Genomic DNA, 18,706 nt, shown 5'->3' with positions numbered 1-18,706 from the left:
TATAGTATTCTTCATAACAAGGACTCTTTATAATATTTTTTGTGTGGTAACAAATATATTACCCCACATCTTAGGTGTGGGGGAGTCCAATTATCTTATTAGAGAATGCAGGAGCATATTCTCCTGAACAACCATTAATAAAAGATGCGTCTTGATCAAGAGTTCCTCTGTAGACCTGAAACTCGCATCTTGAGGTGGTATGGGTATAAGTCTAGTTTATTCCATTCCATCTATAGCAAGGCTAAATTATGGAAATTAAAGAGCGCAGCTACCAGTTTTATGACACAGCAATATCAATTTGCTCAAGCTGTTTAACTCGAGTTGATGGAAAAATTGTTTTTGAAGATGGCGCTGTTTGGTTGTTAAAACGATGCCCAGAACATGGACCTGAAAAAATAATGCTCGCTGATGATATCGATTATTATCGTCGTGCCCGCGAAGTATTTATTAAAACACCAGAACAAAGCCAATGTTATAATACGCCAGTAAAATGGGGCTGCCCATATGATTGTGGCATTTGCCCTGATCACGAACAACATGGCTGTACGTTACTACTCGAAATTACCGACCACTGTAACTTACGCTGTCCAACCTGTTACGCAAATAGCTCACCAGAGCGACAAACGCACCGCTCACTCGAACAAATAAAAGCCATGCTTGATTTAGCGGTAAAAAATGAAGCTGAGCCTAATATTATTCAAATATCCGGTGGCGAGCCAACCCTACACCCTGATTTTTTTACGGTAATAGAAGAGGCGCAAAGTCGTCCAATAAAACACCTACTTATCAATACCAATGGCTTGAAAATAGCTCAAAGTGATGATTTCACCAAAAAATTAGCAAGTTATGCTCCCGGAATCGAAGTGTATCTGCAATTTGATTCGCTAGAAAACCACGCATTAGAAATTCTTAGAGCGAGCCCGCTTAACAAAGTGCATGAGCAAGCACTCGCACGTTTAAATCACTACAATATTTCAACCACCTTAGTGGTTACTGTTCGTCGCGGCGTTAATGACAGCCAACTTGGCGATATAATTGAGTTTGCTAAGGCACAACCTTGTGTACGTGGTGTTACCATTCAACCAGTGCAAGTTGCCGGGCGTTTGGAAAAGTATGATAACGGTTACCAAATAGACCGTGACCGTTTAACCTTAACGGAAGTAAGACGTTCTATACTCCAACAAACTGATTTATTCGAACCCGAAGATATTATCCCAGTTCCGTGTCATGGCGACAGTATTGCCATGGCATATGCCTTAAAACTAGATGGTCAATTTATTCCCTTAACGGGATTGATCGATCCAGAAACCTTGATAAATGGTGCTAGAAATACAATAAGCTATGAATCAGAGGCCATTGTTCAGGACAAGTTATTTACGCTTTTTTCAACTCATCATAATTTTCAAAGCCAACCGCAAGCAATGCAAGACCTGCTAGCAGGTGCCAGTGAACAACAGAATGACCTTTCATATGAAAATATATTTCGCTTGGTGATCATGGAGTTCATTGATGCCTACTCATTCGATTTACGCAGTATTCGAAAAAGTTGTGTGCACATTATTCACCCTGATGCCAAACGGGTAATTCCCTTCGATACCTATAATTTGTTGTATCGTGACGAGCTTGAACAAACGGTATTAAACCCCATTAGAGCCCAACGCACTCCTATGAAAGGCGCGATTTCACCTGCATCACCTAAAAGCGTATCCAATAATTTAAAAGAAAGTGGATAGTTTATGAATAAAATCATTATCATATCAATCGCGTTGATAGTGGTACTGTTTGTACTGTGGCGCTTTAACACCCAGAGTCAGCACTATGCTATTGATGTGCCTTTACCCGAGAATTTTCCTGAAAATAGCTTTGCTCATCAACAATTTGAACAGTTGTTAAAACGCTTTGTCAGCAGTGATGGCACTATTCAATACCAACAATGGCTTGACGAACCCAATGCCCATTATCAATTAAAACAATACCTTGCCGCTGTTGCCAAATTCAGTCCCGAAAATTCTCACCCGCGCTTTGCCAGCGACCAAGATGAACTCGCTTATTGGATATATAGCTACAATGCGATAGTTATCCATTTAATTTTAAGTAACTGGCCGCTAGAGTCCGTTACTGACATCAAAGCCCCCATTGAGTTAGTCAAAGGGATGGGTTTTTTTTATAACCAGAAATTTATCGTTGGTGGTAAAAGCTATAATTTGTATGAGTTAGAGCAACAAAAAATGATCAAGGCGAACGCCGATCCAAGATTACACTTTGTGCTTAACTGCGGTAGTAAATCATGTCCGCCAATGCGCCCTAGCCTGCCCGTAGGTGCTGAATTAACACCCTTTTTAGAACAGGCTACGCATGACTTTATTAACGATATAAACAACGTAAAATTCGATCAACAAACGGGTAAAATAAAGCTATCAATGATCTTTAAATGGTATATCGATGACTTTTCACAATATGCGTTGAACCATCTGTATCAGGGTAATTCTCCCATTAGCCAAGAGCAGAGCTTGCTCATTTTCATAGACTTTTATCGCAATGAGAAACTGTTGCCGGCAACAACAAAAATAGACGTCGACTTTATGTCTTATCAGTGGGACATCAATAAATCTGGCACTTAACAATGAAAATCCAGCGATGAACACTTTTAACCAAACAATCAGCTGCTGTACGCAGCTTTATCAACTGCCATTAACCCAATTATTATTAGGCGATAGCTTTCATCCTGGCGGCTTAACGCTTACCAAAAAATTAGCACAAAAAACACTGATTAACCGCCAGTCTCTAGTGCTTGATGTTGCAGCAGGAAAAGGCACCTCAGCCAAGTATTTAAGTGCACATTATGGTGCTCAAGTCTTTGCGCTCGATTTAGGGTTAGAAAATCTTCAAGACCTTCTTCCCTCCAGTAGTGGGAGGAATAAAAACCTGATGCCAATTGTCGGCGACGCCTTATCTTTACCCTTTGTTGATAATGCACTTGATGTTGTATTGTGCGAATGTACACTGTGTACTTTTTCGAATAAAAGTAGTGCATTAAAAGAAATGTATCGAGTATTAAGGCCGGGTGGGTTTATTGCGATTTCCGATATTTATTTGAACCAACCTTTACCACAATCGTTAACCCAAGATGTTAGCCGATGGTTATGCGTCGCGGATTCATGCTCTGCCCTGCAAAGCCAAGAGTGTATAAGTGCAACTGGCTTTAACAAAATACAATTTAATGATGAATCTCAACACCTCATCACAACCATTAAAACCATCGAGCAAAAAATCACAAAAATGGGTCACTTGCCGATAATTAAAACACAGCTCGATAAGTTGACCGACTTTCCATTTAAACAACTGAGCCAATTTATTATTGATGGTAACGCCGGCTACTATTTGTTAACCGCCCGAAAACAATGATGTTATTACCGAGTAACAACAACTTATACCAATTGAAGTAATGAATTGATCATTCAACGATAATTAAAAGGTTTAGAGGCAAGGCAGTGCTTATACCCGTGACCATTCAAAATGCATGTTTCAGTGGGAGAAAAAACGATTTAGACAAGGCATTGATTGCAGGGAATGGTTGTTCCATTCGCAAAATCGATAACGATGTATAAATCGTTTTTAGCCCCATCGTAGAAGTGCTTGAGCAACCCCATTTTATTGTTTCATCAAAGAAATAGGGAATAACCATGATTTAATTGACGCGCCTCAAACTGGAATTGCTCAAGCACTCTGAATCGAGCATTTTGAATGATTACGGGTATATGTTGTTGGCGAAGTTAACCAAAAGAGTAAAATCTATCATTGATGTGGCTATTGCTAGCTTTGGCCTTTTCGAGCTGAAGCAAGAACTTGCTGATACGAAGCAAAGCTATCTAGTCAAAAAAAATCGAAAAAGCTAAACGTTATACCAATGCTAGTAAGTTAGTGATCAAATATTAATAAGGATAAATTTTAATTACACAGGTTTTTAGTTCCGGACAAAACCTAAGTACCTACATCCCTGTCTCTTGACCCTGTAACAAAATCTGTGTAACTGCCTATTATTAATACCCAACTAGGGTTTAGGATAGGCAGACTATGAATAAGAAAGAACTAGAAGCATTTGCTAAGCAAGCAGCTAAAGGCATTAAGTCAGAGCAAGACTTAACTGACTTTCGTAAAATATTACCCAAGATAACCGTTGAAGCCGCTTTAAACGCAGAGCTTGAAGAACATCTAGGTTACGCCCTTCATGAGCAATCTAACACCAACAATAGCCGTAACGGCTACTCATCAAAGTCCATTCGCACCGAAGATGGACAAGTTGACCTTGAAACACCACGCGATAGAGAAGGTAGTTTTGAGCCACAGCTAGTTAAAAAGAATCAAACACGATTCATCTCAATGGACGATAAAATCTTGTACCTGTATGCCAAAGGCATGACAACTAGAGAAATAGTCGATACCTTTAAAGAAATGTACGATGCTGATATTTCACCAACACTCATATCTCGAGTCACGAATGCTGTAATTGACCAGGTTGTTGAGTGGTAAGCTAGACCTTAAGACTCCGTTTACCCCATTGTTTACCTTGACTGTTTTTGTTTTATTTCAACAGCTTGCAATATCGACACTTCAGTAATCCTCACCTACTTGATTACATTAACTGTAGCTAGAAATAGTCAAATTTCAACTTTTTAATTTTTAATTTTTAATTTTTAATTTTCAAATCTTAAGTTATTTTTAGTAATGTAAGCGTATTACTGAGAAGTCTCAGTGATACACTTACCTAAAATATAGATGGATGAACATAATTTCAGATAGTTAATACAAATTACGTACTGGTCGATGTGTGTTACCAAGAAACGCGTAAAAACAACACGAAACATTAAGTGGGTAACATCCGTGTTAAGTAAGAATAACCTTATTATTTTGGTTTTTTTCTGACTTAAATTAGTTTTTTAATAAGAATATTAAGCGTATCCTTATCCTTACAGTTTTAAGAATTACTTCATCGTGACTAATGCGCAGTAGTCACCCGTAATGTTTGCAAACATTGATTTTATATTTGTATTTCCGAGTCAAATTGGTGTATTTAACCAGCAGGAAACCCAACTTTCATCAATAAGCAATCTTACTGATGCTATATCGCTTATTTTCTTATTTTGAATCATTTTACTGACCTGTAATGGAAAACTCGTTAGGTAAAAAATGCTTTCAATTCAGGAATACATGAACCGCAGTTAGTACCGCACTTTAATTTTTCACCTAAGGCTTCTACCGATTTACACTGCCCTGATTCAATCGTTTCTTTGATGGTTTTTTCACCAATTTGAAAACACGAACAAATCATAGTACCCACATCATTTTTACCATCACTATCAAGACCTGACATTAATTTAAAGCGGGTTTTTATAGGGTGTGTTTTATTTAATTGCTCTTCAATAAAACGAGTATTAAATTCTAGGTCTAAATTAGTGCTAGCAGCAAAGAAGCAATGCAACTTATTGTCAATAAAACCAGCAATCCGTAATACATTTTGTTGATCGTCTTTTAATACTAACCAATCATCAATTGTCGGATATAAATTAGCTAAAATGGATTCATCATCGCCTAATTCTTGCTGGTCAGATAATAAATATTTGTGACCTTGTTCAAGTTGAATTTTACTCCAGTAATTGGTTTGGCAATTAACCGCTTGTGAAGAAATTAAGTAGCCAGACCATACTGAATTGAACGGCTTAATATTAACGGGGCTGTGCTTAAATTCTGGTTGCCCGCAAATGTAGTCGGAAATTGGGTTCACAAGTGCTGAAACACGGGCCGAAGCTGAAAAGTTATCGTTCCAGTGAATAGGCACAAAGATTTCACCGTTGCGTTGTTCTGTAGTAATGTTCACCCGGCCAATAAATTCAGCGCCTAAATTAGACAGCACAGCAAGTTGTTTGTCTTCTAATTGAAAACGTTTGGCGTCATCAGGGTTTACTGCAATATAAGGTTCATCAGAGTGTGTCATTAATTTAGCAACACGGCCCGTTCTAGTCATGGTATGCCATTGATCACGAATTCGACCTGAGTTCATTACTACTTGGTTGTTACCAGGTAATTTTCTTGGTAACTGTGCAATAATTGGAATAAAGTTCGCTTTTTGATTTTTAGTCGCAAAAATACCATCAGTGAATATGCGCTTTAACCCTTTTGGGTTCGCACTATTAATTGGCCATTTGATAGGAGAGAAATTTTCATATTCGGCTTGTGAAATATTCGCCAAGGCAGAAATATCAAAAACACGATAAACATCATTTTCATCTCTTTTATAAGAGAAAGGGTGACTGTTTTCAAAACCGGATAACGCAGCATGTTCTCTGAATATATCAACCGGATGCTGATAATTAAACGCATCTTTAAAACCTAATGCGTGCGCGACATCCGTGATTATTTGCCAATCATTTTTTGCTTCACCAGGGGCCTTAATCATACTTTTATGCACAGATATTGTACGGTCTGAATTAGTGACAGACCCTTGTTTTTCACCCCATGTACTGGCCGGTAAAACAACATCAGCATAATTTACCGTGTCGGTATTTTCATAACATTCACTTACCACAACCATCGGGCATTTTTCTAATGCGCGTTTAATCCGATTAGCATTTGGCATACTTACCACAGGATTTGTCGCCATGATCCAAATGGCTTTAATTTTTCCTGAATGAACCGCATCAAATAGTTCAACCGCTTTTAAGCCTTCTTTAGTCGCAATGTTGGGTGCTTGCCAAAAACGTTTAACTAAATCTATTTCATTTGAATTTTCAAAATATAAATGTGCTGCAAGTTGATTTGATAAACCGCCCACTTCGCGGCCACCCATAGCATTTGGTTGTCCGGTAATTGAAAAGGCACCTGCGCCTTCTCGCCCTATTTTTCCTGTTGCTAAATGACAGTTAATAATCGCGTTACCTTTATCAACACCGGTTGATGATTGGTTGATACCTTGCGAGAAAAAAGTCACTACGTTGTCAGTTTCAGCAAAAATTTGGTAGCTTTCAAGCAACAATGAAAGCTCAATATCACAAGCGGTTGCTACGGCCGCAATATCAGCAAATTGGCTTTGCGCCGTTTGTAGTGCTTGCTCAAACCCTTGACAATGTTTTGCTATGTAATCGTTATTTAATTTACCTTGTTCGGCTAAATACAATAATAAGCCGTTATAAAAATAGGCATCACTACCGGGCTTTATCGCTAAATATAAATCGGCATCTTTAGCTGTGGCGGTTTTACGTGGGTCAATCACCACTATTTTACGTGTTGGGTTTTCTTCACGCGCTTTTATCATGCGCTGATAAACAATAGGGTGTGCGTATGCTGGGTTAGCACCGATGATGAAAATAGCATCGGCTGAGGTTAAATCTTCATAACAGCCAGCAACAACATCTTCGCCAAAGGCACGTTTGTGTGCGGCACTTGCCGATGCCATACATAAGCGAGAATTTGTATCAACGTTGGCTGAGCCAATAAAGCCTTTCATTAGCTTATTGGCGACATAATAATCTTCGGTAAGTAGCTGACCTGATAGATAAAAGGCGACAGAGTCTGGGCCATATTGCGCTATTGTGTCTTGAAAGTGTTTAGCAACCGTTGATGTTGCTTCATCCCAACTTACGTTTTTACCATAAACACGAGGGCTTAAAATTCGGTTATGAAAACCTTGTGTTTCATGAAGTGAAGACCCTTTTACGCATAAGCGTCCTAAGTTGGCAGGGTGTTCTGCATTACCTTTTACGGCAATGACTTTATTGTTTTCAACGGTGGCTTCAATACCACAGCCAACGCCACAATAGGGGCAATTTGTTTTACTGGTTGTTTGGCTACTTACTGAAGCTGGAGATTGTTTATCGGTAAAAATGATGTCGGTCATGGAATTCTCAAACGTTAACTAACGATAGCTAATGTTAGTAAAGTGCTAGTTGATAAAGTTTTTAATAACGCTATTTAATTAATAGAAAAAGTCTAGCTTAGGCTTCTTCAAGCTGAATTGAAGCCAAGGCTAAGCTAAAGCTAAGCGGCACTTACTTTTTGCTCATTTTCTATGGTTGTTACAAATTCATCGCCAATTAATAGCTCTGGCATCATAGTATTCACGGTTATTTGTTGTCGCATTAACTCAAAGTAAGCCATACCTGAGCTAACATCACCAAATAAAACAATACCGCTTATTTTACCATTTTTAACGATGATTTTACGGTAAATAAGCGCTTTTTTATCTAATAAGGTAAAACATTGGCTACCTTCTGACACCTCAACATCGCCGGCTGAAAATAGCTGTACGCCTGAAACTTTCAATTTGGTTGGTACGGGCGCGTTTTGAAATGGCTTTTTTACGTTGTTACATAAACGTTCAGCAAGCGTAATACATTGTCCCCAAATAGGGTCAACTAAACCAAAGGTGGCGCGATTATGTTCACAACACTCACCTAAAGCGCTGATGGAGGCGTCACTGGTTTGCATATAATCGTTGACTAAAATGGCACGATTAAAATCAATATTGGCGATTTCGGCTAATTTTTTGTTTGGCGTAATGCCGGTTGCGATAACGGCCATTTGTGCGCTAATAAATTCACCGTTAGTTAACGTAACACCTGATAAACTTTTTACTTTTCTTTCTGCGTTACTCTCAATTGTATTCTCAAAAGAAGCCACTTCATGGCCTAAAGCAAACTTAATTTTTTTTTGCGCCATGATGCTTTGCAACATATTGCCTGATACTTTATCGAGCTGACGATTAAGTAACCATTTATTACGGTGAACTAACGTGACTTCCACACCGCTAATTGCTAAGCCGTAAGCTGCTTCTAACCCTAATAAACCGCCACCAATAACAATGGCTTGTTTTGAGCTTGAACCTTCTTGTTTAGCAAATGCTTGAATTTTTTGTGTGTCAGCAATATCACGAAAATTGAATATACCTTCAACATCCTGATTTTTAGCGGGTATTTCAGCGGTACGCGAACCGGTAGCAATGATAAGTTCGTCGTAGTTAATCTGTGCCGATGAGGCTAATTCAACGACCTTAGTTTTTTTGTCTATATAGGTAACTAAGCTACCACTTAAGAAGTTAATACTGTGCTCTTTGTACCATGCAGGTGGTTTTTGCATAATGCTATCAATCGTGGCATCACCGGCTAAAACGGCTGATAACATAATACGATTGTAACTACCGAAGTGTTCTTTACCTATCACCGTAATTTGATACTTATTTGGTGTGCGCTTAATTATTTCATCTAATAGCCGGCCTGTCGCCATACCGTTACCAATGATCACCAATAACGGTTTGAGCTGAGTAACCGATTCAGAAAATTGGTTTGTTAACCTATCAGCTGTTGGGCTTGGGGTATTAGTCATTGTACTGCTCACGTATGTGGTGGTTATGTTGTTTACGCATGTGAGAATGTTATTCACATCGTTACTTAACTTTATCTATACTGCTAAAAGCATGTAACGTGCCATGTATTTTCGACAAACCACACGAAAGCTAACTAATTGTAATAATACAGATTAATCAAAAGGTACAACGAAGTAATAATAAATAACACTTGTTTTTGATGAATTATTGCACTGATGTGGTGCTTGGCTGAAGCGTCATATTTAAAAGGTGGTGGATACATCGTTACTATTTCATTTACTACTTCACTTACTACTTAAACACTTCATTCTTGGTTGTTTTGTAAGTTTCAAATCATACGGCTTAAACAAATATTCGAAACGTCTAATCTCCTGTTACCTAGTTTATGTATTTCATTCTGCCTTTGCTGCGATTATTGTTTTTATCCGTTATAACTATGCGATCATTGCTCTTATCCATTACTACTGATTACTTTTTCAATTAAGCGCTTTTGAATGGTGTAGTGATTATTTATGTTTTTTGCACTCAATGTGTGCGTAATAGTTATTCTGTTGTGCACGTACGTCTCGTTTATAGTCAAGCCCCGCCAAACAAAAACAATTAAACCCTATAAAAACAATTAGATATAATATTATTGTGATAATGGCATTACATTTGCCTTTCACAGTTCAATAAAGTTATTCGCATTAAGTAAGCCAGTCAGCTTATTTAATAGAAAACCAATTTTTTATTATTAACAGGGCAACAGCGTCTTTCGTTAATAAACAGCACAAATTTTAATTTTTAGGAGTTGTCGCATGAGCGGTCAAGAGAATCTCAATATATTTTCATTCAAAGGTAAGATGAAAGCCTTACATATGAGTTGGATAGCGTTTTTCATTACTTTTGCTGTTTGGTTTAACTTTGCCCCCTTAGTGTCAGTAATTGCTGACTCATTAGGATTAACGAAAGATGAAATTAAAACATTAATGCTATTAAACGTAGCGTTAACCATTCCGGCGCGCGTTATCATTGGTATGCTTACCGATAAATACGGCCCACGCTTAACCTTCGCGGCATTACTTGCGGTATGTAGTATCCCTTGTTTTATGTTTGCTCTTGCAACTACGTTTGAGCAAGCTGCCTTCTCTCGCTTTTTATTAGGTTTTATCGGTGCTGGTTTTGTTATCGGTATTCGTATGGTATCTGAATGGTTCCCTGCAAATGAACTCGGTACGGCTGAAGGTATATATGGTGGTTGGGGTAACTTTGGTTCAGCTGCTGCTGCCATGTCACTACCTACACTTGCATTGGCATTCGGTGGTGACGACGGTTGGAGATACGCGGTTGGCTTTACCGGTGCATTAAGCTTAATTTTTAGTGTCATCTGGTATCAAAACGTAACAGACACGCCTAAAGGTTCAACTTACTTTAAACCTAAACAAACAGGTGCAATGGAAGTTACCTCAACAGGCGATTTCTTCCTGTTATTAATTATGAAAGTTCCTATGTACGCTGCTTTAGCCTTACTAACATGGAAATTATCACCTTATGGCGTAAGTTTATTATCAGAGCAAAGTGCACTTATTGCCTACTTTAGTTTAGTGGTTTTGTTTGCCATTGAAGTAAAACAAACCATTAAAGTAAACGGCCATTTATTTTCAAAGCCGGTTGAAGAAATTCACCGTTATAAGTTCAGACAAGTGGCGGTATTAAACATTCTTTACTTTGCTACTTTTGGCTCAGAATTAGCGGTTGTTTCGATGTTACCGTTGTTTTTCGCTGAAACTTTCGAATTAAGCATGGTTTACGCAGCGATGTTAGCTTCTACTTATGCCTTTATGAACTTAATGTCTCGTCCTGGTGGCGGTTGGTTATCAGACAAGTTTGGTCGTAAGAAAACGTTATTAATTTTAACAGCAGGTTTAGCAGTTGGTTATTTCGCAATGTCTGAAATCACCGGTGAATGGCCTTTAGCATTAGCAGTAGTAACGGCAATGGCTTGTTCATTCTTCGTGCAAGCGGGTGAAGGTGCAGTATTTGCTGCCGTACCATTAATTAAACGTCGTTTAACGGGGCAAATTGCCGGTATGACTGGCGCTTACGGTAACGTAGGCGCAGTGGTTTACTTAACGGTATTAACCATGGTTGATTATTCAACATTCTTTATGGTGATAGCAGGCACTGCTGTGATAGGCTTTACTACATTACTCTTTATGGAAGAGCCAAAAGGTACTATTACCGAAGTACGTGAAGATGGCACTGTAGAATTAATTAATGTTAGTCATTAAAAAACATGAATCCTGAAACCCAAAAATGCCAAAGCACGGCTGCAGATTTGCAATTGTGCTTTGGCGGTTTTTCTTCCAAAGGTTTGAAAGCAGAAAACCAAGATGCTTTTGCAGCCATTATTCCCAATAAACTAGAGTTACGTGCTAAAGGCGCGGTTGCGGCTATTGCTGATGGACTATCCAGCGCGAGTAAAGCCGCTGAGGCCTCGCAACTTGCGGTGACTCAATTTATTCAAGAATATCTCGTAACGCCTGAAACATGGTCAACGCAAAAATCTGCAGCAAAAGTATTAACCAGCTTAAATAACTGGTTATATTCACAGAGTGGGTTTGTTGATGGTTTAGCTGATCAAAACTCTCCACAATGGCTAACGACTTTTTCAGCATTTATTGCCAAATCAACCACGGGTTATACTTTTCATGTTGGCGATACCCGTATAACAAAATATCGTAATCGTCAGCTAGAAGCTATTACGCGTGATCATAATCGCAAGCAAATGGGGCAACAGGCTTTATTAACACGAGCTTTAGGTGCCGATAATCGTTTAGAAGTTGATGTGCATCAAATTGATTTACAGTCAGGTGATTTATACATGCTAAGTTGCGATGGTATTCATGACTATATAACGAAACCTGTTTTTAAGAAGCTCTTTGATTCATTGCCGCTATCGCCAAAAAAATCTGATTTAGAAACGCTTTCTAAAAAGATTGTTGAAACGGCACTTGAACTAGGTAGTGATGACAATGTTACCTGTTTATTAGTACATATTAACGCGGTACCCAATCGTAAACTGGCTGAAATTCAACGTGATCTGAATTCAAAAGTAATTCCACCGGCATTAAAAATTGGGCTGAAACTTGATGGCTACTTAGTTAAAAAAGTGATTCACGCTAGCATCCGTTCACATTTGTATCTAGTAGTAGATGTTGAAACAGATAAACCATATGTGTTAAAAGCGCCGTCAGCCAATTTTTCAGACGATGCCATTTATTTGCAAGGCTTTATTCGTGAAGCTTGGGTTGGCGAGCGCATTATGCACGGTAATGTAATGCGCGTATTACCTGGTAAACAAAACAGCCAGTTTCTATACCACGTGTGTGAATACCTTGAAGGGCAAACCATAGGCGAATGGTTGCATGACAACCCTAAACCAAACATTGCACAAGTACGCGATATAATGAAACAAGTAATCAGCGCATTACGAGCATTTCAACGCTTAGACTTAGTACATCGCGACTTAAAACCAGACAACATAATGATCGATCAATATGGCCACATTAAATTGATTGATTACGGCACCGTATTTGTCGCTTCACTTGATGAAAATCAAGAAACAATCAAAGAAGATGTACCCTACGGCTCTTTAAACTATATTGCTCCTGAAACCTTATTGCACATGAAAGCGGATAATCAAAGTGATCTATTTTCATTGGGCGTTATTTGTTATGAAATGCTTTCAGGCGAACTACCTTACAATCCAATGCAACGGGCTGAAGTAACCATTAAGGGTTATAACGATATGCATTATCGCAGTATTAAACAATTTAGACCTGAGCTGCCGTTATGGTTAGATTTAAGCTTACAAAGAGCGACTGCGGCAGATCCGAAACTGCGCTATAAAGCATTTTCAGAATTCTTTACTGATTTAAGTAACCCCAGTACATCTGCCGTTGAAGAATACAAAAATCAACCTTTGCTACAGCGTAATCCTGTGTTTTTTTGGCAATCAGTATCAGCGTTGTTATTTATTGGGCTGATTGTAGCTTTGGTTAATTAATTTATATATCTAATTGGGCATAACTCTGTCTTCGGTTATTTTTCTTGACAGTTTATGTGCAACGAAACCACATTCCCACTCGTTGCACCATTATATTTTAAAAAGCACTCATTTAGTTCAATCTCCTCTCCTACCCATCACTACCTTATTGTTATTTAATAACTTTTATTTATCGGTACGCTTATTGCTATTAATTCGCAGATGATAAATAATTAAATTAGGACCAGTGTATGCTGTTTGGCCGTAAAAACAGAAAACCTATCTCGATTCCTAGTAAGAAGGTAAAAGAGTGGAAATATACCACTTGTAACTATTGTTCAACGGGCTGTTCAATTGAAATTGGCCTCGATGATAATAAAAAAATTGTTACTTCTCGTGGGCACGCAGGTGCTGATGTAAACCGTGGTAAATTATGTATCAAAGGTTTACTTGAACACGAGTTATTCGAAAGCCCGGGTCGTGGTACACAACCATTACTTCGTGATAAACATTATGACGAATTCAAGCCAGCGACTTGGGATCAGGCGTTAGATAAAACGGCTGATAAAATTAAAGAAATACAAGACAAATATGGTCGTGACTCATTCGCCATTGTCTCTAGTGGCCAGTTATTAACTGAAGAATTTTACACCTTGGGTAAACTTGCTCGTGGTTGTATTGGTACCAATAACTACGATGGTAATACCACACTTTGCATGGCCTCTGCCGTCAGTGGTTATAAGCGTAGTTTTGGCTCAGATGGCCCTCCGGGTTGTTATGACGATTTTGAACATACCCATTGTTTTATGGCGTTTGGTTCTAATTTACCTGAGCAGCACCCTATTATTTACTGGCGCTTAAAAGAAGCGTTAGAAAAACGTAAATTCCCATTAATTGTAGTTGATCCACGCGTTACAATGCTGGCGCAATTTGCTGATATTCATTTACCAATAACACCGGGTACTGATTGTGTATTAATCAACTCGATGATGTACGTGATTATCAATGAAGGTTTACAAGACAAAAAATATATTGATGCGCATACCCAAGGTTATGATGAGCTTCAAGTATTAGTGCAAGATTACGCACCAGAAGTGGCACAGCATCAATGTGGTATTGATGAAGATACTATTCGTAACGTTGCCCGTATTTATGCTAAAGCGCCTGCGGCAATGAGCATTTGGACCATGGGCATTAACCAATCTACACATGGTAGTGACGGTGTTGCTAACATCAATAACTTAAACTTAATTACCGGTAATATTGGTAAGCCGGGCGGTACATCACTTTCAATTACCGGCCAATGTAATGCGATGGGTACACGTGAATGGTCTTCCTGTTCAGGTTTACCGGGCTATCGTTATTTAGAAAATGCCGCTGATCGCCAAGAGATCGCTGATTTCTGGGGTATTGATCCTGAATTCTTCCCGAAAAAACGCGGTTTAGCGGAAACTGATATTTTCCCTGCCATTGAAACCGGCGAAATTAAAGGTTTATGGATTGTTGCAACCAACCCAATGACCTCAATGCCAAATACAGCGCGCATTCGTAAAGCGCTTGAGAACCTAGATTTTTTAGTGGTTCAAGATGTCTACGAAGATGTAGAAATGAACCAATACTCACATGCGTTTTTTCCTGCGTCAGTATGGGCTGAGAAACAAGGTTGTCATACCAACACAGAACGCCGTGTGAACTTAATCGATAATGTATTACCGCCATATAAAGATTCAAAACCAGATTTTTGGATCTTCAATCAAATGGCCAAACGTTTCGAAAATGGTAAAAAAATCAAGTTTCCAGATAAGCCAGAAGAAGCCTTCAATGAAATGAAGGCGCTTTCTAAGGGTAAGAACGCTTACGGTAATGAAAGAATATTAGATATTTCAGGCATGAGTTACGAAAAAATAATTAAAGCCCGTGGCATTCAATGGCCCTATCGTGAAAGTGAGGGTGAAGACAACGAAACGGGTGAATTAAAAGGTGAAGCGCGTTTATACACTGATGGTAAGTTCCAAACCAAATCTCAAAGAGCTAATTTAATTTGTGTCGACTTTTACGACAACAATGAAAAACCCTGTAAAGATTATCCATTTTGGTTAAACAGTGGTCGCGTTGTTGAACATTTTCATACACGTACCCGTACCGGAAAAATTGGTAACTGTAATAAATTCAGCCCAACACCTTACATGGAAATGAACCCCGATGCTGCTGCCGAATTAGGTATTGCACATCAATCATACGTGCGTTTAACATCACGCCGTGGCGATGCTGTGGTACTGGTGCAGTTAACCCAACGTGTGTCGCGCAATATGGTATTTATTCCGTTCCATTTCCATGATTGTGTGAACCGATTAACCTTAGGTTTATTAGACCCCTATTCACGTCAACCCGCATTTAAGCAAGGCTCTGTTCGTATAGAAACAGTTGATCAAGATGAAGCAGCACGTTTGAACGTTGAGCGACGTGCTTACTAATCAGAATCGAGTAGGTAATATATTTAATTTGTCAGAAGCTTTCCTAGATTATTAGAGAAAAGCTAGTAGGAAAAAAAATGACACAAACATTAGACAAAAACGTAGTAAAAGATACGTCGGTTGAAAGTTTCGACCCCGCTACGATGAGTGTAAATAACGGCTTAGAATATGGTACTGAACAAGAAGGTCGTTCAGATCACTGGGAAGTACGTACGCAAGAGCAGCAATATGCAATATTGCCTGATCAACCTATTCAAGATAAAAACCGTTACGGTCAACAAATTGATCTGGTTGAATTAACAGGGCAACCCGCTAAACGTTCAATGTTTATTAACGAAAACCCTGAAGTGGGTTCAAATCCAAATCGTAATAAACAACATGGATTTTTCTTTACCGCAGATAACTGTATTGGTTGTCATGCTTGTGAAGCGGCGTGTTCTGAGAAAAACGATAACCCTGCACATTTAGCTTTCCGCTCGGTGGGTTATGTGGAAGGCGGTTCATATCCTGATTATAAACGAATGAATATTTCAATGGCCTGTAACCATTGTGATAACCCTGTTTGTTTAAAAGGTTGTCCAACGCGTGCCTACACTAAACACGTAGAATACGGAGCCGTATTACAAGATCCTGAAACCTGTTTTGGTTGCGGTTATTGTACTTGGGTTTGCCCCTACAATGCACCGCAATTAGACCCAGTAAAAGGCCAAGTGTCTAAGTGTAATATGTGTGTAGACCGTTTAGAAGTTGGTTTAAAACCCGCGTGTGTTTCTGCTTGTGTTGGTAATGCGTTAGATTTTGGTGTGATTGAAAATACTCCAGAAAACCGTGAACAATGCAAAACAGAAATTCCAGGTTTTCCAACACCAGAAATTACCCAGCCAAACATTCGTTTTCAACAAACAAAAACCATGCCACACGAAGTAACGCGTACTGACTCAATGCCAGTGAAATACCATCGTGATAGTAAAGGTAACTACAAACCCGTTGTTGATCAAAAAGTTGGTAAGGCTAAATCGTGGAATTTCTCGAGGTTAAACTCGCGTGAAAACCCGTTGGTTTTATTTACTTTATTCGCACAAGCGGCATACGGCCTATTTTTAATTCCATTTTTAGGCTCATTACTGGGTATTGAAGCGTTTGAAATATTTGTTGCCTCAGACATGTTCTTACCATTGGCGGTGCTAGCACTAGTGATGACAAGCTTCGCGTTATTAATGAGTGTGACGCATTTAGGTAAACCCATGCGATTCTATCGTGGCTTTAACAACTTACGTTATTCACCCATGAGCCGTGAAGGTTTTGGTTTAGCGATGTTTTCTGCGGGAACTGGTTTAACGGCATTATTTGCTATTCCTAGCAATAAATTTGTTAACGAACTGTCAGTTGATTGGTTAGGTTTAAACTTAACCAAATTTACAGCAGGTTTACCATTAGCTGATTTAGTAACTGGTGCTGGTATCTTCGCAATTATTGCTGGTTTTTGTGGTTTATATTACATGAACATGTGCTACCAAATTAAAGCCCGACCGTTCTGGAACCACTTACAAACAGCCACATCTTTTGGCGGTAATGCATTATCATTAGGTACTTTATTCAGCGCGATTGTTGTGCTTTCAACATTAGCGGTAATAGGCGTACCTGAGCAAGTAATTATTCAAGCATCATATGCTTTTGGCTTAACGTTTGTTGCCGGTATGTTTATTGAAGCCTTAGGATTAATAAAGCATAACGCTGATTTAAACCGTAACGAAAACGAAGGTGGTGCAGCGCACTACATACAATGTACAACATTTGGTAAAACGTACCTTTTCCGTAACTGGTTATTAGGATTAAACATTGTTGTAGCTACTAGCCTAATTGGCTTACACCTTATAGGGTTTAACGAGATTAGCTTAGTATTAATCGGTTTAATCTTAGGTTTAGTAAACTTTTTTACTGCTGCTATGGGCCGTGCATTGTTTTATATTTTGGTGATTCCAACCACTATGCCGGGTGCATTTTTCTGGAAGAACAAAAAATTTGAAGAACATGCACGAGATATTGGCTTAGCAGATAATCCTGCTACTGGTGTCGCACCTTTAGCTCACTAATGCAATGTCTATTTACGCTTTATTCTGCGTTATCGCATTCTCGTGTAGAAAAATTACACGTCGAATACTCTAGCCTTGCTTAAAACGTAAACAGCCTATTGCTGTTAAGTAATATAAGGATGGTACCTATTCGGGTGCCATTTTTAATTTTTAGCTTTGTAATACCAAATGAAATAATGAATGAGTCAATTAATTACTTCAATTGGTATAAAAAGTTAAACCGTAAAAATAAATTAGAGAATATTTATGTCGTTAACCTTAGATAATGTTGTTGGCAAAAGCTGTTTAATCGGTTTAAGCTATTTTGATAAACAAGGCGAAATGCTTAAGCAATCAATGCTTGGCGGTATAGTGAAGTCGGTTGACAAAGAAATGGGTATTACTATTGAATTAGCACAAGCGAGTTCTGAGAATAAAAAACATGAAAAAGCGGCAGACTTTTTAATTCCGTCAATATTAACCTGCTGGTTTGTTGCGCCTAAAGGCGAGTTTCATACCAGTACTGATGGCGTAAAATTGGTGAATCCAGACTATTTAGTGACATGGGATATTCATCAATCCAAAGATAAGGGCGAAGTATCAGAAGGCGAACAACAATGGTGGGAATGGGTTCCGCGTACCGCTGAACCTCAAGTAGATAAATAAACGTTATGTTTACAGAACTATCTCCTGAAACATAAGCTGATTTTTTAGCTTAACTCCTGATAACTTTGTTGAACTATTTCTTAGTATATTT

At 38.7% G+C, this 18,706-nt stretch carries 10 protein-coding genes and 1 pseudogene; 9 read left to right on the top strand and 2 right to left on the bottom strand.

Going from position 1 to position 18,706, the window contains the following annotated elements; all coding sequences use genetic code 11:
- Positions 1–248: 248 nt before the first annotated feature.
- The 4 genes and pseudogenes from DWA31_RS08940 to DWA31_RS08925 form a co-directional block, all read left to right on the top strand.
- Positions 249–1,733 carry a radical SAM protein gene (locus tag DWA31_RS08940; RefSeq protein WP_114326247.1) on the top strand — a complete coding sequence of 495 codons (1,485 nt, stop codon included), beginning with the start codon at positions 249–251 and terminating at the stop codon, positions 1,731–1,733.
- A gap of 3 nt (positions 1,734–1,736) precedes the next feature.
- Positions 1,737–2,621, top strand: coding sequence for a DUF547 domain-containing protein (locus DWA31_RS08935; protein WP_114326246.1), 885 nt, complete (start codon positions 1,737–1,739; stop codon positions 2,619–2,621).
- Positions 2,622–2,637: 16 nt separating this feature from the next.
- Positions 2,638–3,405, top strand: coding sequence for a class I SAM-dependent methyltransferase (locus DWA31_RS08930; RefSeq protein WP_114326245.1), 768 nt, complete (start codon positions 2,638–2,640; stop codon positions 3,403–3,405).
- A 669-nt stretch (positions 3,406–4,074) separates the two neighbouring features.
- Positions 4,075–4,527, top strand: a pseudogene (locus DWA31_RS08925) (transposase); the annotation flags it as partial.
- A 649-nt stretch (positions 4,528–5,176) separates the two neighbouring features.
- Here the strand turns inward: DWA31_RS08925 and DWA31_RS08920 are convergent.
- Positions 5,177–7,891 (bottom strand): nitrate reductase, encoded by a 2,715-nt coding sequence (locus DWA31_RS08920; RefSeq protein ID WP_114326244.1) that lies wholly within the window; start codon positions 7,889–7,891, stop codon positions 5,177–5,179.
- A gap of 140 nt (positions 7,892–8,031) precedes the next feature.
- Positions 8,032–9,375 (bottom strand): NAD(P)/FAD-dependent oxidoreductase, encoded by a 1,344-nt coding sequence (locus tag DWA31_RS08915; protein WP_114326243.1) that lies wholly within the window; start codon positions 9,373–9,375, stop codon positions 8,032–8,034.
- Between the two features lie 798 nt (positions 9,376–10,173).
- Here DWA31_RS08915 and DWA31_RS08910 point away from each other — a divergent pair.
- The 5 genes from DWA31_RS08910 (at position 10,174) to DWA31_RS08890 (ending at position 18,615) form a co-directional block, all read left to right on the top strand.
- Positions 10,174–11,646: a NarK family nitrate/nitrite MFS transporter gene (locus DWA31_RS08910; RefSeq protein WP_114326242.1), complete on the top strand. Its 1,473-nt coding sequence runs from the start codon at positions 10,174–10,176 to the stop codon at positions 11,644–11,646.
- A 5-nt stretch (positions 11,647–11,651) separates the two neighbouring features.
- A complete protein-coding gene (locus DWA31_RS08905) occupies positions 11,652–13,424 on the top strand; it encodes a bifunctional protein-serine/threonine kinase/phosphatase (RefSeq protein WP_114326241.1) in 1,773 nt (590 codons plus the stop codon).
- Between the two features lie 230 nt (positions 13,425–13,654).
- Entirely contained in the window at positions 13,655–15,877 is a 2,223-nt protein-coding gene (locus DWA31_RS08900; RefSeq protein ID WP_114326240.1) for a molybdopterin oxidoreductase family protein, read from the top strand.
- A gap of 143 nt (positions 15,878–16,020) precedes the next feature.
- Positions 16,021–17,970 carry a DmsC/YnfH family molybdoenzyme membrane anchor subunit gene (locus tag DWA31_RS08895; RefSeq protein WP_114326254.1) on the top strand — a complete coding sequence of 650 codons (1,950 nt, stop codon included), beginning with the start codon at positions 16,021–16,023 and terminating at the stop codon, positions 17,968–17,970.
- A 246-nt stretch (positions 17,971–18,216) separates the two neighbouring features.
- On the top strand, positions 18,217–18,615 hold the full coding sequence (locus DWA31_RS08890) for a hypothetical protein (protein WP_114326239.1): 399 nt from the start codon (positions 18,217–18,219) through the stop codon (positions 18,613–18,615).
- Positions 18,616–18,706: the final 91 nt, after the last annotated feature.

Source organism: Candidatus Colwellia aromaticivorans, assembly GCF_003333305.1.
Taxonomy (GTDB): domain Bacteria; phylum Pseudomonadota; class Gammaproteobacteria; order Enterobacterales; family Alteromonadaceae; genus Colwellia; species Colwellia aromaticivorans.
This window is presented reverse-complemented; position numbering and strand designations above follow the sequence as displayed.